Annotated in this window: 16 protein-coding genes; all 16 read right to left on the reverse strand. The window is 38.0% G+C overall.

Features of this window, described 5'->3' with window-relative positions; all coding sequences use genetic code 11:
• Window position 1 precedes the first annotated feature (1 nt).
• Window positions 2–2,521, reverse strand: a complete 2,520-nt coding sequence (gene secA, locus AC58PV_RS26890; protein WP_497435740.1) for a preprotein translocase subunit SecA — start codon at window positions 2,519–2,521, stop codon at window positions 2–4.
• Between the two features lie 284 nt (window positions 2,522–2,805).
• Entirely contained in the window at window positions 2,806–3,357 is a 552-nt protein-coding gene (gene hpf / locus AC58PV_RS26895; protein WP_497435741.1) for a ribosome hibernation-promoting factor, HPF/YfiA family, read from the reverse strand.
• A 173-nt stretch (window positions 3,358–3,530) separates the two neighbouring features.
• Window positions 3,531–3,728 carry a cold shock domain-containing protein gene (locus AC58PV_RS26900; RefSeq protein WP_028556842.1) on the reverse strand — a complete coding sequence of 66 codons (198 nt, stop codon included), beginning with the start codon at window positions 3,726–3,728 and terminating at the stop codon, window positions 3,531–3,533.
• A gap of 412 nt (window positions 3,729–4,140) precedes the next feature.
• Entirely contained in the window at window positions 4,141–4,482 is a 342-nt protein-coding gene (fliT, locus tag AC58PV_RS26905) for a flagellar protein FliT (protein ID WP_497435743.1), read from the reverse strand.
• Window positions 4,475–4,885 (reverse strand): flagellar export chaperone FliS, encoded by a 411-nt coding sequence (gene fliS / locus AC58PV_RS26910; protein WP_497435744.1) that lies wholly within the window; start codon window positions 4,883–4,885, stop codon window positions 4,475–4,477. The genes fliT and fliS overlap by 8 nt, the downstream gene beginning before the upstream one ends.
• 34 nt (window positions 4,886–4,919) lie before the next feature.
• The gene (fliD, locus tag AC58PV_RS26915) at window positions 4,920–6,860 is read right to left on the reverse strand and encodes a flagellar filament capping protein FliD (RefSeq protein WP_497435745.1); all 1,941 of its coding nucleotides are present in this window, start codon (window positions 6,858–6,860) and stop codon (window positions 4,920–4,922) included.
• Window positions 6,861–6,892: 32 nt separating this feature from the next.
• Window positions 6,893–7,303, reverse strand: coding sequence for a flagellar protein FlaG (locus tag AC58PV_RS26920; RefSeq protein ID WP_497435747.1), 411 nt, complete (start codon window positions 7,301–7,303; stop codon window positions 6,893–6,895).
• Between the two features lie 91 nt (window positions 7,304–7,394).
• Window positions 7,395–8,591 (reverse strand): UDP-4-amino-4,6-dideoxy-N-acetyl-beta-L-altrosamine transaminase, encoded by a 1,197-nt coding sequence (gene pseC / locus AC58PV_RS26925; protein ID WP_497435748.1) that lies wholly within the window; start codon window positions 8,589–8,591, stop codon window positions 7,395–7,397.
• A 33-nt stretch (window positions 8,592–8,624) separates the two neighbouring features.
• Window positions 8,625–9,575 (reverse strand): NAD-dependent epimerase/dehydratase family protein, encoded by a 951-nt coding sequence (locus AC58PV_RS26930; protein WP_497435749.1) that lies wholly within the window; start codon window positions 9,573–9,575, stop codon window positions 8,625–8,627.
• Between the two features lie 30 nt (window positions 9,576–9,605).
• The gene (gene pseI, locus AC58PV_RS26935; protein WP_497435751.1) at window positions 9,606–10,655 is read right to left on the reverse strand and encodes a pseudaminic acid synthase; all 1,050 of its coding nucleotides are present in this window, start codon (window positions 10,653–10,655) and stop codon (window positions 9,606–9,608) included.
• Window positions 10,656–10,675: 20 nt separating this feature from the next.
• On the reverse strand, window positions 10,676–11,335 hold the full coding sequence (locus AC58PV_RS26940; protein ID WP_497435753.1) for a class I SAM-dependent methyltransferase: 660 nt from the start codon (window positions 11,333–11,335) through the stop codon (window positions 10,676–10,678).
• A gap of 27 nt (window positions 11,336–11,362) precedes the next feature.
• Window positions 11,363–12,025 (reverse strand): class I SAM-dependent methyltransferase, encoded by a 663-nt coding sequence (locus AC58PV_RS26945; protein WP_497435754.1) that lies wholly within the window; start codon window positions 12,023–12,025, stop codon window positions 11,363–11,365.
• 26 nt (window positions 12,026–12,051) lie between these two features.
• Complete coding sequence (locus tag AC58PV_RS26950) at window positions 12,052–13,050, reverse strand: glycosyltransferase (protein ID WP_497435756.1); 999 nt, start codon at window positions 13,048–13,050, stop codon at window positions 12,052–12,054.
• A gap of 22 nt (window positions 13,051–13,072) precedes the next feature.
• Entirely contained in the window at window positions 13,073–13,756 is a 684-nt protein-coding gene (locus tag AC58PV_RS26955; protein ID WP_497435757.1) for a WbqC family protein, read from the reverse strand.
• On the reverse strand, window positions 13,753–14,796 hold the full coding sequence (locus AC58PV_RS26960; RefSeq protein ID WP_497435758.1) for an SDR family NAD(P)-dependent oxidoreductase: 1,044 nt from the start codon (window positions 14,794–14,796) through the stop codon (window positions 13,753–13,755). The genes AC58PV_RS26955 and AC58PV_RS26960 overlap by 4 nt, the downstream gene beginning before the upstream one ends.
• Before the next feature lie 16 nt (window positions 14,797–14,812).
• The gene (locus AC58PV_RS26965; RefSeq protein ID WP_497435759.1) at window positions 14,813–15,553 is read right to left on the reverse strand and encodes a cytidylyltransferase domain-containing protein; all 741 of its coding nucleotides are present in this window, start codon (window positions 15,551–15,553) and stop codon (window positions 14,813–14,815) included.
• Window position 15,554: the final 1 nt, after the last annotated feature.

The raw sequence follows: 15,554 nt of genomic DNA on the forward strand, positions 1-15,554 counted from the left end.
CTTACATGCCTTGCCCGTGGCACTGCTTGAACTTCTTGCCGCTGCCGCATGGGCATGGGTCGTTGCGTCCAATACGCTGTTCTTCGTCGCGTACTAGCGGTTTTTTGCCGCCAGCTTCATTCTTCGTGTCAACAGCTTGACCCTCTGCTACCGCTTGGCGCTCCAGATTGCTCTGTACGTGTGCTTTCATGATGTACATCGCGACTTCTTCACGAATGTTATCAATCATTTCTTGGAACATCTCGAAGCCTTCAAATTGGTACTCACGAAGTGGATCTGTACCGCCGTATGCACGTAAGTGAATACCTTGGCGCAGTTGATCCATCGCATCGATGTGATCCATCCATTTGCTGTCTACCGCACGAAGCGCTACGACTTTCTCGAACTCACGCATGAACTCTGCGCCAATTTCGGTTTCACGCTCATCGTACCGTTTGCTCACAAGATCTTTGATCAGTTCGATGATCTCATCTTGTTCTTTGCCCCAAATGGTTTGATCGGTAATTTGTGCATCGTCATGCAGCAAGTTGTTGTTCACAAAGTTCGCAACTTCTTGCAGTTCCCACTCTTCTGGGATTTGCTCCTCAGGACAGTGTGCTTTCACGATACGCTCGATCACGGAACTGATCATACCCTCAATAACTTCACGGATATTCTCGGACTCCAGCAGCTCGCGGCGTTGCTTATATATAATCTCACGTTGTTGATTCATAACATCGTCATACTGTAGGACGACTTTACGCACGTCGAAGTTGTTGCCCTCAACACGTTTTTGGGCAGATTCTACAGCACGAGAGATCAATTTGCTCTCAATCGGCTGATCTTCTTCCATCCCAAGACGGTCCATCATCGCCATAATATTTTCAGCGCCAAAACGTTTCATCAATTCGTCCTCTAAGGAGAGGTAGAACTGCGAAGAACCTGGGTCACCCTGACGTCCTGCACGTCCGCGCAGCTGATTATCAATCCGTCTGCTCTCATGACGTTCTGTACCTATGATATGCAAGCCACCAGCATCATGTACGCCTTGGCCAAGCATAATGTCCGTACCACGGCCTGCCATGTTCGTTGCAATTGTAACGGAACCTGGTTGACCTGCACGCGAAACGATTTCTGCTTCTTCCGCATGATACTTCGCATTCAATACTTTATGTGGAACGCCCTTCTTCTTCAGCATATCGGAAAGTCGCTCTGAGTTCTCAATCGATACCGTACCGACAAGCACTGGCTGATTCAGCTTATGACGCTCTAGGATTTGCTCTACGACGGCTCTGAATTTACCGTTCTCTGACTTATACACCACGTCCGGCAAATCCTTACGGATCATTGGACGGTTCGTCGGCACGATAATAACTTCAAGGCCGTAGATTTTCTTCAACTCTTCCTCTTCCGTCTTCGCCGTCCCCGTCATTCCCGCTAGCTTGCGGTACATACGGAAATAGTTCTGGAACGTAATCGTAGCGAGCGTCATGCTCTCATTCTGAACTTTCAGCTGCTCTTTCGCCTCAATGGCTTGGTGCAACCCATCACTATAACGACGGCCTGTCATAATACGGCCCGTAAATTCATCAACAATCATAACTTCTTCTTCTTGAACAACGTAATCCACGTCACGTTTCATAATGAAACGAGCTTTAAGCGCTTGTGTGATATGGTGGTTGATGTTTACGTTTTGATGATCAAATAAGTTCTCAATACCGAAAGCTCGCTCAGCCTTCGCCACGCCATCTTCCGTTAACGCGACAGCACGCACTTTGATATCGATCGTGTAGTCTTCTTCTTCTTTCAACGTCGAAACGAAACGGTCAGCCGTAAAATACATATCCGTCGACTTCGCAGCTTGTCCAGAAATAATCAATGGCGTTCTCGCTTCATCGACTAGAATGGAATCTACCTCATCGATTACCGCATAGTACAGCGGACGTTGAACCATCTGCTCTTTGTACAGCACCATGTTGTCACGCAGGTAGTCAAACCCGTATTCGTTATTCGTTCCATACGTAATATCACAAGCATAAGCAGCTTGCTTCTCTTCATGAGACAAGTCATGCAAGTTAACCCCTACGGTTAAGCCGAGGAACTCGTAAATTTGACCCATTTCGCCGCTATCCCGCTGGGCCAAATAGTCATTGACGGTAACGACGTGCACGCCTTTACCAAGCAAAGCATTCAAATAAACAGGAAGTGTTCCAACTAGCGTTTTCCCTTCCCCTGTTCTCATCTCTGCGATACGGCCTTCATGCAGCACCATACCCCCGATAAGTTGAACGTCATAATGACGTTTTCCTAGTACACGCCATGCGCCTTCTCTGACTACAGCAAAAGCCTCAGGCAATAAATCATCAAGTTCTTCGCCTTTCTCAAGACGTTCTCTGAACTCAACTGTTTTTCCTTTTAACTCTTCATCGGACAGCGGTTTAATGCTGGCTTCAAGCTCGTTGATGTAGTCAACGGCCTTAAGCATCCGTTTAATTTCCCGATCATTGGAATCACCAAAAATTTTCTTCACTAGTCCTAGCATCGGTGAACCCCTTTCCCTTACGTTCGTATCCTTAAATTGTACCACTTATGACAGTCTCGTCGCAACAAACGAGCAATCGCTTCCTTCTAAAACCTATAGAAATAGGACTTAAAAACCATGCTTTCCCTATTCTTAGTATGAAATGCAGGCGCCGCTAACATGCATAGCCGTTTCTATGACTTCATGAACTAAAGGAAAGAGCTTAATCCGATAATATCGAATTAAGCTCATTTGATCATTTTTATAGGAATCTTAATTACATGTATTAGGCAATTGTTTATGAATTACATCGCCGGTTCAATTAAACCGTACTTGCCATCGTCCCGTTTGTAAACCACATTGACTGTGTCAGTCTCCATGTTCGAGAAGACAAAGAAGTTATGACCCACCATATTCATTTGGAGAATCGCTTCTTCTACGTCCATCGGCTTCAAAGTGAAGCGTTTGTTACGCACGAGTTCGAAGTCCTCTTCTTCTTCCACATAGGAAGCTGCCGCGACTTCTGACTTGAATAAATCACGTTTGCCACCATCTTGGCGAATTTTACGGTTCGTCTTAGTCTTATGTTTACGAATTTGACGCTCTAGTTTGTCCACAACCAGATCAATGGATGCGTACATGTCCGTATTGCGTTCTTCTGCTCTAAGTAACACACCGCCTGTTAGGAGGATGCTTACTTCAATGCTTTGAAGTCCTTTAACCACGCTTAGCTTTACTTGTACATCAGATGTAAGGGGAGCTTCAAAATACCTCTCTAGTCTATTCAACTTCTTGTCAACATAGTCTCCGAGGGCTTCAGTAACTTCAAGGTGTTCTCCGCGAATGCTAATTTCCATAGTTAAACATCTCCCTTCCTACTTAACATTATACTACATTCCACTCCAACTTCATAATTCCTTTAAATTCCGAGCTAAGCTTCTAGGCAAAATATAAAAAACACCCCAGAGTATATTTCCCCAGGGTGATCTTGTTGATCGTTGTATGCGATGGCACAATATGTGCCAAAAAATTATAATCTGCTTACGTTGGCAGCTTGAGGTCCGCGTGCGCCTTCTACGATGTCAAACTCAACAGCTTGACCTTCGTCTAGCGTTTTGAATCCTTCGGATTGAATCGCTGAGAAATGCACGAATACATCCCCACCATCTTCACGCTCGATGAACCCATAACCTTTTTCTGCGTTAAACCATTTCACTTTACCTTGCATATCGTACACAATCCTTTCGTCTTAAAAAATATAAAAAGAGTCCAAATTAAAATGTAAGCCCTTTCTTTTTGACTATACCATCTATCTGCTTGACCTGTCAATTTATAACTTTTAATAAAATTGAATATTTAGAAAATTCACGTATTTACATCTCGTGGATAACTGCAGAATATGTAGAATCCTGTCACAGCGGGCTTCTTTACATGTTATTAACAAAGTTACTCACAGGTTTATGCACATTATCCACAGGAAAAATTGAGAGAACTATGGATAACTCGTACTTTAACAAGTCATTTGTTCACATGCTGGGGCTAGATTAGATTGCTTATCCACGGAAATCTGTAGGCACGCGAGGAAAACAGGGGATAAAAGAAAAAACCTTTTGCCGCGGCAAAAGGTTGGTGTGGATAATCTACTTCTTCTTGTCGAAGAAGTAACTATCTCCATCATATTGGTTGTCATACGCATTCTTTTGCGTCTTCCCGTTATCAATCTTAGTCAACTGGGATCTAGCCTGATCGCGGAATTTGGTGAGCTTTTGAAGGAAGATCGGATCAAGACTCACGATCGCTTGAATACGATCCTTGAACTTCTCCTTATCGTGGGGAGAAGCTCCTTCTGTAGCGTTAATTAACGCTTGCATCAGCACCCCTCGCTGCTCCATATAACTGGAGAGCTGTTCGATATCCATCGTAGTAAGCTCGGCTAGTGCTTGCTGTGTTCGTTGTTCTAGTTCAGAAACCAACTCATCCATGGGAAGCTCCAGCAGGTGCAGTACTTGCTGCGCCGCTTTTAACTTGTATGGCAGCTTGCATCCAAGTTTCTTTCAACTGAATCAGGAAGCCTAACACTTCTTCAGCCGGCTCCACCGATTTTTTCATATTAGCCTCAATCAAACGATGATTAAAGTACTCATATAGTCGCAACAACTCAACGGCAATTGAAGCATTACGATCAATCGTGATGGAGAATTCGCTAATAATGTCCTGTACCTTGACTAGGTTGGTGTTAGCGTCTTGGTAGTTGGTATTTTTCAAAGCCTCAATACCCGCACGGCAAAAACGAATAGCCCCATCACAAAGCATGATTAACAATTGCGCTGGGCTTGCAGTTTGAACAGTGTTCTCCAAGTATTTATTACGTTGGGCTTGAATCATGGATATTTCCCCCTAGTTTAAAGTAGGACTCTTACTAGCCCATTTGCTGTGTTAGTTGTGCACTTTGTGCCGTCATTTGATTCATATATTTTTCCATAGCTGTGAATTGATTGTAGTAGCGAGTTTCAAGCGCTTCAAGCTTGTCTGTGAAATTGTCGATGCGTTTGTTCATATCTTTTAATGTTTTACCCATAAGATAACTAGTGTCAACACTATTCGTAATACCCGCCTTAGCCGAGATATTCTTGAATAGGGCATCAGCCTGGTCAGAAAGGCGTCTAGCCAACCCGTCACCTTTATTCGAATCTTTGACCCCGTCATTTGCGGTAAACAAAGCCATCACTTCGTCCGGCTTCTCAGCAATAGCTTTTTTTAACTTGTCTTCATCAATATATATTTTACCATTCTCTAAATAGCTACCGGAAATACTCGTACCACTAATATTGGCCGTTGATATCCCGATTTGAGAAAGGGTTTTTGCATTTCCTACAGGAAGGCCGTCCACAGTACTTGAGAAGGCTTGTCTAAAATTACTTAATCCGCTTGTAAGTAATGAATCACTGCGGAGCATACCACTTTTTGCTTTAGATTCCCAAATGGTAATCTGATCTTCTTTCATGGCTTCTCGTTGATCGTCTGTAAGAGGCGTGAAGTCTTTATATTTCTTTTCGGAAATCTTCGTATTAACAGTGTCAATAAGCTCGTTATATTTATCTACAAATGATTTGATGGAGTTGAAAACTGTATCTACATCACGTGTGTTTGTAATATTAACCCCGGTTGCTGATGTTTTTTTGATGGTAATATTCATCCCGCTGATAGCAAAGGTGTTCGTATCGTACTCAGCTGAAGCTCCATTGAACTCGATTTGAGCTTTTTGCCCAGTTATTTTAAAAGATGAGTAATTATCTTTAACTGTTGGATTTGTATCAACCCCGGTGAGTCCTAGCGCATCAACTGAGTCATAACTAGTACCATTACTGAAAATTAACTTTTTCGATGAATCTACGTTTGGTTTAAGGTTAGTAAAGGCAAGATGGTTATTACTATCTAAATAGGCTGAAACACCAGATTTGCCGATTTCTGAGCTGTTGATTTGATCAATCAACTGACCAATTGTGGTATTTTTTGTAATATCAAAATCTACAGTTTTATCGTTAACTTTTATATTGAATTTTTCTGTACCTGTTAAATCTTTATTAATTAATTCTGTACTCTTGGAAGTAAAATCTCTAGTTCCAGAAATCCTTATTCCACCAGTTTCATCTATTGGAGAAACCATGCCAACTGTATTGGGATCCCCATCAGCATCAACAGGTATCAATTTAAATACTGTAGATAATAAATTGTGTTGAACTGTTTCTGTTGACTCCCGTCCGATTTTCAGATCAATAGCAGCCTTACTACCTGTGGAAGATGACGCAAAGAAAAACTTATCTATTGTTGAATCATAGCTCATGGTAACACCAGTAGTGCTAGTCTTACCATTTACACTTGCAACCAAGTTAGCTATTGTATCTGTTGGCTTAACAATAATTGTCGCAGTGCCTTTCTCTCCACCAATGGTCAATGTAGTGGGTACAGTGAATTTATCATCGATACTGCTCAAGATAGCAGTATCGGAAGATACACCGATTTTATCCGAAGTTACGGACGCTGAAGTTGCGATCTTATTCACTTTAAGAGAATATATTCCTTCAGGTGCTGTTGCACTAGAAGTCACAGAAAATATGCTCTCATCAGCTGAAGCGGACTTCTTGGATTGAAAAATACCTTGTCGAGTCATGTCAGAGGCAGCACTTCGGAAGCTCAAAATTTTTGTATTAATCGCACGATAATCGTCCCGTTGCCATTCAAGTAATTGCTTTTGTTGTTTAAGCTTATCTTGTGGTATTTTAGCCGCAGTCATCAGCTTCTTGACTGTTTCATCGATATCAATTCCTGAATTTGAAAATCCACTCAATCGTAGAACCATATTATCCTACCTTTCATCTTGGAATACTAACTTTATCTCTTCTCATCGACAAGAATGCCCGCCATTTTCCAAAGTTTAGCTACAAAATCCAAACTCTTCTCTGGTGGAATTTCACGAATTGTTTCACCTGTATCTTTATCTAACACTTTGACTGAAATTAACTTCGTTTTTTGATGAATTGAGAATTCAAGCGAAGTTGTTCTTCCTTGCATGGCTTTGATCGCGTGCTCAATTGCCTTAACGACCTGCGCATCACTAATAGTGACATTCTCGCCTTGTAATTCCGCTTGTTTGAGATCCGATGTATTCGTAAAATTAGATGCAATGATTGCTGCTGCATTACTAGTTCCGATCTCATCCACTTTATGAACTTTTACTGGTTCAGGAGAAGGTCTTGTATCTCCTGGACTTCCAAAACCACTTACAGGGTTATTAATACTCATAGAAACAACCTCCAGCCGAAGATATACATATATCTTATATATCGGATGGAGATTGTATAGTTGTGATAGTTAATTTTATAAAAACTAGATACTATCTTTTTCTAAAATACGCCTTATGTACTTTTTTGACTGCAGCAATTACATCCGTAATATCTTGATCTGACATTTTCGGAAATAAGGGGATGGTGATTGCACTTTCGTAATATGCCTCTGCTACTGGACAAAGCCCAGCACGATAACCGTGTTTCTGATAGTATGGCTGGGTATAGACAGGAATATAGTGTACATGAACACCTATGTTTTCTGCTCTAAGAGCCTCAAATATATCTTTTCGCTCTACATTAAATTGGCTTAAATTAAATTTTAATATATACAAATGCCAGCTTGAGTTCGTCTCTTCGAGTTGAAAAGGTAGAATGACGCCCTCCAAATTATTAAATGCTTGGTTGTATAACTTAGAAATAGACCGCCTTCTTTGGAGAAATTGAGGAAGTTTGTTCATTTGGGAAGTTCCAAGTGCAGCTTGGAGATCAGTTAACCGATAATTGTATCCCAATTCATGCATCTCATAATACCAAGGCCCATCATTTTTCCACATAACTTCAGTATCTTTAGTCATTCCATGGCTTCTAAACAAAAGAAGTTTTTCATAGTACACTTTGGAATCTGTCGTTACAATCCCGCCCTCACCAGAGGTGATATGCTTTACAGGGTGAAAACTAAACATTGTCATATCTGCTAGAGCGCCTACTTTTTTTCCTTTGTATTCAGCCCCTAGCGAATGAGCCGCATCTTGAATAACGATAAGGTTATTTTTCCGTGCAATCTCATTAATAGCATGAATGTCAACTGGTTGTCCCGAAAAGTCTACTGCAATGATTGCTTTTGTATTTGATGTGATCTTTTCTTCGAGCTTTGCCGGATCTAGATTGTATGTTTTTTCATCGATATCAGCGAATATAGGTATTCCACCCTGGTAAAGAACAGAGTTGCTACTAGCAAGAAATGTGATTGGAGTAGTAATCACTTCATCGCCTAATCCAATCCCAGCTGCGAAGCAAGCCCCATGAAGAGCTGCTGTTCCGTTACAAAAAGCAACGGCAAATTTAGCTCCAACATAAGTTGCTATCGCTTGTTCAAATTGTTCTATAGCTGGTCCTTGAGTAATAAAATTGCTTTCAAGCACATTCATAACTGCAGAAATATCGTTCCCGTCAATCCATTGCTGACCATAAGGCAATAAAGACTTTCTGACAGGCTGTCCCCCATTAATTGCTAATTGGTGCATAATCCACAACCTCCATATTATTAAAAGACTACCTTATTGCATAAGGTAGCTAGTTTTAATCCATTCTTCAGTTAGCTGAATTCCTTCCTCTAGTGAAACTTGAGGAGACCATCCAAGTAATTCTTTGGCTTTGGAATTGTCACATAGTAATTTTTGAATCTCACTCTGTGGGTGAATATGAGGTACATGTTTAATTCGGGATGGATCCCCCACGACGAGCTCGGCAAGATCATTTACAGAAATATCTCTACCTAATCCCGCGTTTACAATATGCCCATTCACCTTATCCGAATATCCAGCTTCGACAACAAACCGCGCACAGTCCTCAACGTATAGAAGATCTCGTGTTTGTGTTCCTTCCCCATATATATTCAAATCTTTACCAGAGAGCATATTCCTGATGAAAATTGCTACAACTCCACCTTCTCCTCCCGTTTTTTGAAAAGGACCGTACGTATTGAAAGGTCGAATTACTACAACTGGTAGATTGTACGCATAATAGTAGGATAACACCATATTTTCAGCGGCGATTTTAGCACCAGCATAGGGTGATGCTGGCTTAGTTGGATGTAACTCAGTTATACCTGTCTCGTCAACACAACGATCATAAACCATGCACGTACTCATAAATACAACTTTAACATTGTATTTGCGACATTGCTCCATTATATAAAAAGTGCCAACAGTATCGTTGTTAAACGTTGTTCGAGGATCATCGATAGAGTCTTGAACATTAATCGATGCTCCAAGATGGTAACAGATATCAAATTTGTCTGATTCGAAAATTTCTTTTAATAGTTCTTCGTCTTTTAAGTCGCCTTTAATAAATTTCTGCAACCCTGCATGATCTCGAAATTCAGAAATATTTTCTTCACTGCCATTAGAAAGATCATCTAATAACCATATGTGATGACCATTGTTCAATAATCTCATTGCGACCCATCGGCCGATAAAGCCTGCTCCGCCAGTTAGTAATATGTTCATTATGCGCACCTCATCATCCTAGTACATAGCTTATTTAAGTAGCTCCCAATTGACTGGAGTTCCTTTTTTAACTGCTTTTGTTACCCTCTTTCCAAGTAAAAGATCTAGGTATTTAGGTGGTAAACCAAGTCCTGGCCTAATCGCTCTCAGGTTTGCAGCGGAGAATATCTCTCCTTCTTCCATATCTTTTGCTACATATAAAGAACGTCTGAATTTCAACGATGCTTTCTCTTTTTCTGTCGGGCCATATGTAATTTGTCCAAGTGATTGCCACGCTCTCTCTGTTTCAATTACAAGCTGCCTCATTTCCTCAGGCTCCATTGAAAAAGCTGAATCTACTCCTCCGTCTGCTCTAAGAAGTGTAAAGTGCTTTTCAATAACAGTTGCCCCAAGAGCAACACTAGCCACAGATACACCAATACCCATTGTATGATCAGATAAACCAACCTGGCAATTAAATAAGTTTTGAAGATGCGGGATCGTTAATATATTCGTGTTATCCGGAGCAGCAGGGTATGTACTTGTACATTTCAACAAAACAATCTGTTCGCATCCAGCGGCTCTTGCCTCACGCACAGTTTCATCTAATTCAGCTACTGTAGCCATCCCAGTTGAAATAATCATTGGTTTTCCTGTAGAAGCGACCTTCCGAATTAGCGGAATATCTGTATTTTCGAAGGATGCTATTTTATAAAGTGGTACATTTAAAGTCTCTAAAAATTCAACAGCCGTTTCATCAAAAGGTGTACTAAAGCCAATAATCCCTAGCTCTTTGCAACGATCAAAGATAGGCTTATGCCACTCCCATGGTGTATAAGCTTCCTGATAAAGATTGTGTAAAGAACTTCCTTTCCATAAGCTATCATGGTCAGAAATAAAAAACTCATCTGTTGTAATATCTAATGTCATTGTATCCGCTGTATAGGTTTGAAGTTTTAATGCATTTACTCCTGAGCGCGCTGCTTCTTCAACAATTTGTAGCGCTCTGTCCAACGATTGATTATGATTTCCAGACATCTCTGCAATTATGAAAGGCTTATTTGTGGAACCAATGATCTGATCCGCTACAGAAAATTTCATATTGAAAACCACCCCTCTAATTATTTTGTTATTGTTATCAAAAAATCTGAATTATATTTTTCTGTACTTAGATGAGAATGATTCATAATTCCTAATTTCACATCATCAAATTGTGAAAATAAATATTCTATCTCGTTCACAGTATAGAAATGCATAGTGAGTCCTTTTTCGTTAGTTGAATCGTTATCTATTATGAAGGTACTTTCTTCAATCTTCTTGCCCATTCCATATCTCAAATCCATTGTATTTCGAACAACTATAAAGGCCTTACCGCCTCTTTTTAACACTCTATAAATTTCTGAAATAGCTTTTTCAATTTCTATTTTGTTTAAATATAGCAAAACACCGTAAGATATAATTCCATCAAATAATTCATTTTCAAAAGGTAACGACAAGACCGAACCGTGAATAAAATCCCCTTTTAAAGAATTTCTAAGAAAATATTGCTTAATGTAATCGATACTTGGCTTTGAATAGTCAATTCCTGCAACTTTAAACCCCTGCTTTTCCATATAAATTAGATGCCTGCCAGAACCACAACCTAGGTCTAATACCGTGTTTCCAAAAGGGGAAGGGAAGTTCGATATTAAAAATTTTATTACCGCTTCACTAGGATAAAGTAATCTACTATTATCGTCACTGTGCATGCGATCCCATTTCTCAACCTCATTAACACGCATTATATCTCACCACATTTTCATCCGATACTATTTTGTAACAGTAATTAAATAATCAGAATTTAAACTTGTAATTGAATCTAAACTTTCTTCAATAATGCCAACCTCTATTTTTTTGAAAGCACTAAACAATTCATTAATTTCATCGATGTCAAAAAAATGAATTAGTAAATCTTTTTCATTCGTAAAATCTGTTTGCATAATATAGGTATCTTTTTCAACTATTTGACCTTGCCCAAACCTCTTATCTTTTTTTGTCCTAACAACTATAAAAGCTTTACCTCCGAGTTTGAGCGTACGATACATTTCATTAATAATCAATTTAATATCTGTTTGCATAAAATAATAAATAACTGCATAGGAAACAATTCCATCGAAAGATCCATTATCAAATGGTAACGTAGTGATAGATTTATTAAACAAAGTAGCATTTAGTGATTTTTTGTTGAGAGTTTCTTGTAAAGTTCTAATTGCGGATTCAGAGAAATCAATTGCAGTAGTTTGATAACCTTCCTCAGCCAAAAAGAGTGTGTGCCTTCCACCACCACAACCTAAATCTAAAATGTGTTGATTGGAAGGATCCTTGAAGTTACCTTTTATAAATCTTATAACAGATTCATTAGGAAATTTTAATCTTGATGAAGAATCATTATGCAAAGTTTCCCATTTTTTGGCATGCTGTTGGATATACACGCAAAGTCCTTCTTTCATACGCAATTTTAAAAGAATTCTGCTACTCTATTTATAATTCGCACTGTTCCCTCGACATCTATTTGATACTTTGCAGTATCAGATAAATTTATTCTTCTTTCTTTATTTGCTAATAGTTCAATTGCTGAGAAGAATCTAGAACTTGTAATTTGATTGTACATTCCCAGATTGTAAATCGCTTTTAGTTCACCAAATATCTCTGCTTCTGAATTCTGTTCGATAGTTTGATTTATGGTAATAATCGGAGATCCGATGCTGCAAGCTTCGTATAAGGTCATGCCTCCGGATATAATTGCAATATCTGTATCCCAAAGTTTTTTTGGCATATCAACAATATTTTTAAAAAAAGAAATATTATGATTTTCATTATTATATGTAAATGTAGTAGATATATCTTTTGAAAACTGACCTAAAATAACATTAATGCTTAGACTTTCTGCGGACAATTGGGAGTTATTTAGATAACTCAAAACTTGCGTGGTAATATTATTTGGATCTGATCCACCAAATGATAGTAAAATTTTTTGGATTTTATTGGATATGGGTCTATATAAATTTTTATATTCAGAAAAAGCGGGATTAATAATCATATATTTTGGACCATAATAAATTTTATCGTTGGAAGGTATATTGTAAAATCGCATACTACATGCAAACATTAAATCATATATATTTTCATCTTTACATTCTTTATCATCATCAATTAGAACAACTTTTATTAGATTTTCACGGATCTTTCTAGAAAATTGATAATTATAATATCTAATTGGCATGTCTACAATAAGAACATCAGGCCGATTTATTAGTAAATGATTAATTAGTTCATTGTAATCAAAGAACACTTCTCCCTCTATTACTTGAGATTGTATTTCTCTTTCAAGGTCTAAGATATATAGCGACGTATCATTGTTTGTTTTACGAAAGTTATTTTCCAAAACACAAGAACGTTTGTAATGACCTATCCCTATTTCCTTTCCGACCATTACTAAAAAAACAATTGAGGCCATCTACTTCCACCCTTAAACGAATTTAGTAATAGAATTTTGAATTATCAAATCCAACATTGGCAATTAAATCAACAATTGATATATATGGCACGAATGATGATGTGTTTTTTTGCGGATATTCTTTCACTTGAAAAGAATGATATTCAACTAATAAATTACTTGATTCAAATATTTTTTCTTCTTCTATATATTCTTTAGAGCCTAGAGCACTTAAGTAAATATCAGCCCCAACATATCTGCAAATATTAAATAAATACTCTGATTTTTTTCCAGTTACCGGAATGTTACTGCTCTTTATCAGTTTCGTAGGAATTCCTAATTTATTAGAAATAGATGATATTATTTCTATATTTGTTTCTGAAAGAGAAGAATGAGGCATATTTAAGGCATGGTAGATTAAGTTTACCATATCTGGTCCATATTCATGTTTTTTATAAGCGTGATTTAACGTATTCAGATGGTCTTTTTTCCAGTCTTGTTTGGTGTCTAATGAAACTTCTTGAATTGTTTGTTCACGCTTACCTTTAGTTTGCACAGGAATAGTAAGATATTTCTCAGTGCCATTCAAAATAATTCTGTTTCGTTGTTGCCATGATCTCTTAGAAAATTGAACATCATCAAGGAATACAAATAAATCTACTGAAGAAATAAGATTGAAATATCCTATCCACGGCAAGTATGTCGGTTGCATAATTGCACATTTCATGGTTTCTGTTCCTCCGCCTTCAAAAAAGAATCTTCATTACTTCCAGATAGCATAAATGCAACTTCTTCCTTACTCACTGAAGGAACATCAGATGACTTGTAACTTTGATGTTTTGCAGGAGTTGCATTGGGATATTCATTTCGACTATCAAGAAATGAGTTTTGAATGACATACATATCTGGCAATTCTAATGCATATTTGGATTCATCAATTGTCATTAGTTCTTCAAACATTTTTTCTCCAGGCCTTAAACCTATAATATCAATCCCAATTTCTGATGGTGATATATTCAATGTTGCGGCTTTTTGTTCAATTATACTTTCAGCTAGGTCCTTAATGTTGATTACTGGCATTTTAAGCACAAAAATTTCTCCACCTTGTGCTTGTTTCATTGCTTTAATTGTTAACGAAGTAGCCTGTTTTTTTGTCATCATGAAGCGGGACATTTGAAGATCAGTAACCGTAATTTTCTTTTCTTTCTCTATTTGAGAGTTAAATAAAGGTATTACTGAACCTCTTGAAAACATTACATTGCCAAAGCGAACTGCCGCAAATATCGTTTTTTTCCATCCGCTATTATATTGCGCGGAAGCAATTAATCGCTCTGCCATTAGTTTACTAGCACCGTAAGTATTGGCAGGCGCTATAGCCTTATCTGTACTCGTAAAAATTGTTTTTTTAACTTCATTCCGAAAAGATGCTTGAATGACATTTTGTGTTCCAATGATATTTGTTTGTACTGCCTCATATGGATTGTACTCACATGAAGGAACATGCTTCATAGCTGCAACATGAAAGACATAATCTATATCTTCCATAGCTCTTTCAACTCGACTCAAATCCCTTATATCACCAATTAAATATCGGATATTTGTGTGATTCTTCATTTTCTGATGCAATTCAAATTGTTTATGCTCATCTCGACTAAAAACTCTCACTACTAAAGGATTTTCTTTTATTACATCCTCTAGTATACTTTGACCGATAGTACCTGTCCCGCCAATAATTAATATTTTCTTTCCTTCAAAAAATCCGGACATATAAAAAATCCTCCATCTAGGGTCTTGCTTTTTTTTGCTGAATTGTACTATTTAATAAAAGAAATTCTTTATTATTTTCAAGATATTTTACAATGTCATAAAGGTTAAAATCCTGTTTTACTGGGTATAGTGCTTCATACAAATGACTAATAAGTTTGTAATCTTCTGGAGTATCTAAAGTTAATCTATACTCTGGATGTCTTAAAAAAGAAGGCGCTTCTACATTTGATAAATGATATTGTATTGGTCTTTCATACATAAATAATGATACATGTTCCCGATCAGATGGATCTTGAGTTAATTTCTCAACTTCCCTCAATGTTGCAGTATTAAAAACCTCTACACTATAACCAAGTGGATAGGTTTGAAATATGTCATTTGCTACAAAGTCTAAATATGGGCGCTCTAATTTCCTTTCGATCACACGATCAATTGTTTCTGTATCAAGTAATGGGCAATCACTAGTAATATGAACAATAAGATCAGTATCCGTAGACGCTGCTGCCTCAACATGTCTGAGTAGGACATCTTCTTCACTTCCTCTATAAAAGAGGACTCCATTATTTAATGCAGTATCTACAACAACATCATCTTGGCTATTTATTGTCGTTGCAATAACAATCTGATGTAAATATTTAGAACGTTTTAACCGTTCTATAAGGCGAACTAGAGCTGGTTCTCCACATAAATCCATAAGGATTTTCCCAGGTAATCTAGTTGATGTCATTCTAGATGCAACAATTGCACTTATTCTCACA

It is taken from the genome of Paenibacillus sp. J22FR83, from assembly GCF_059691955.1.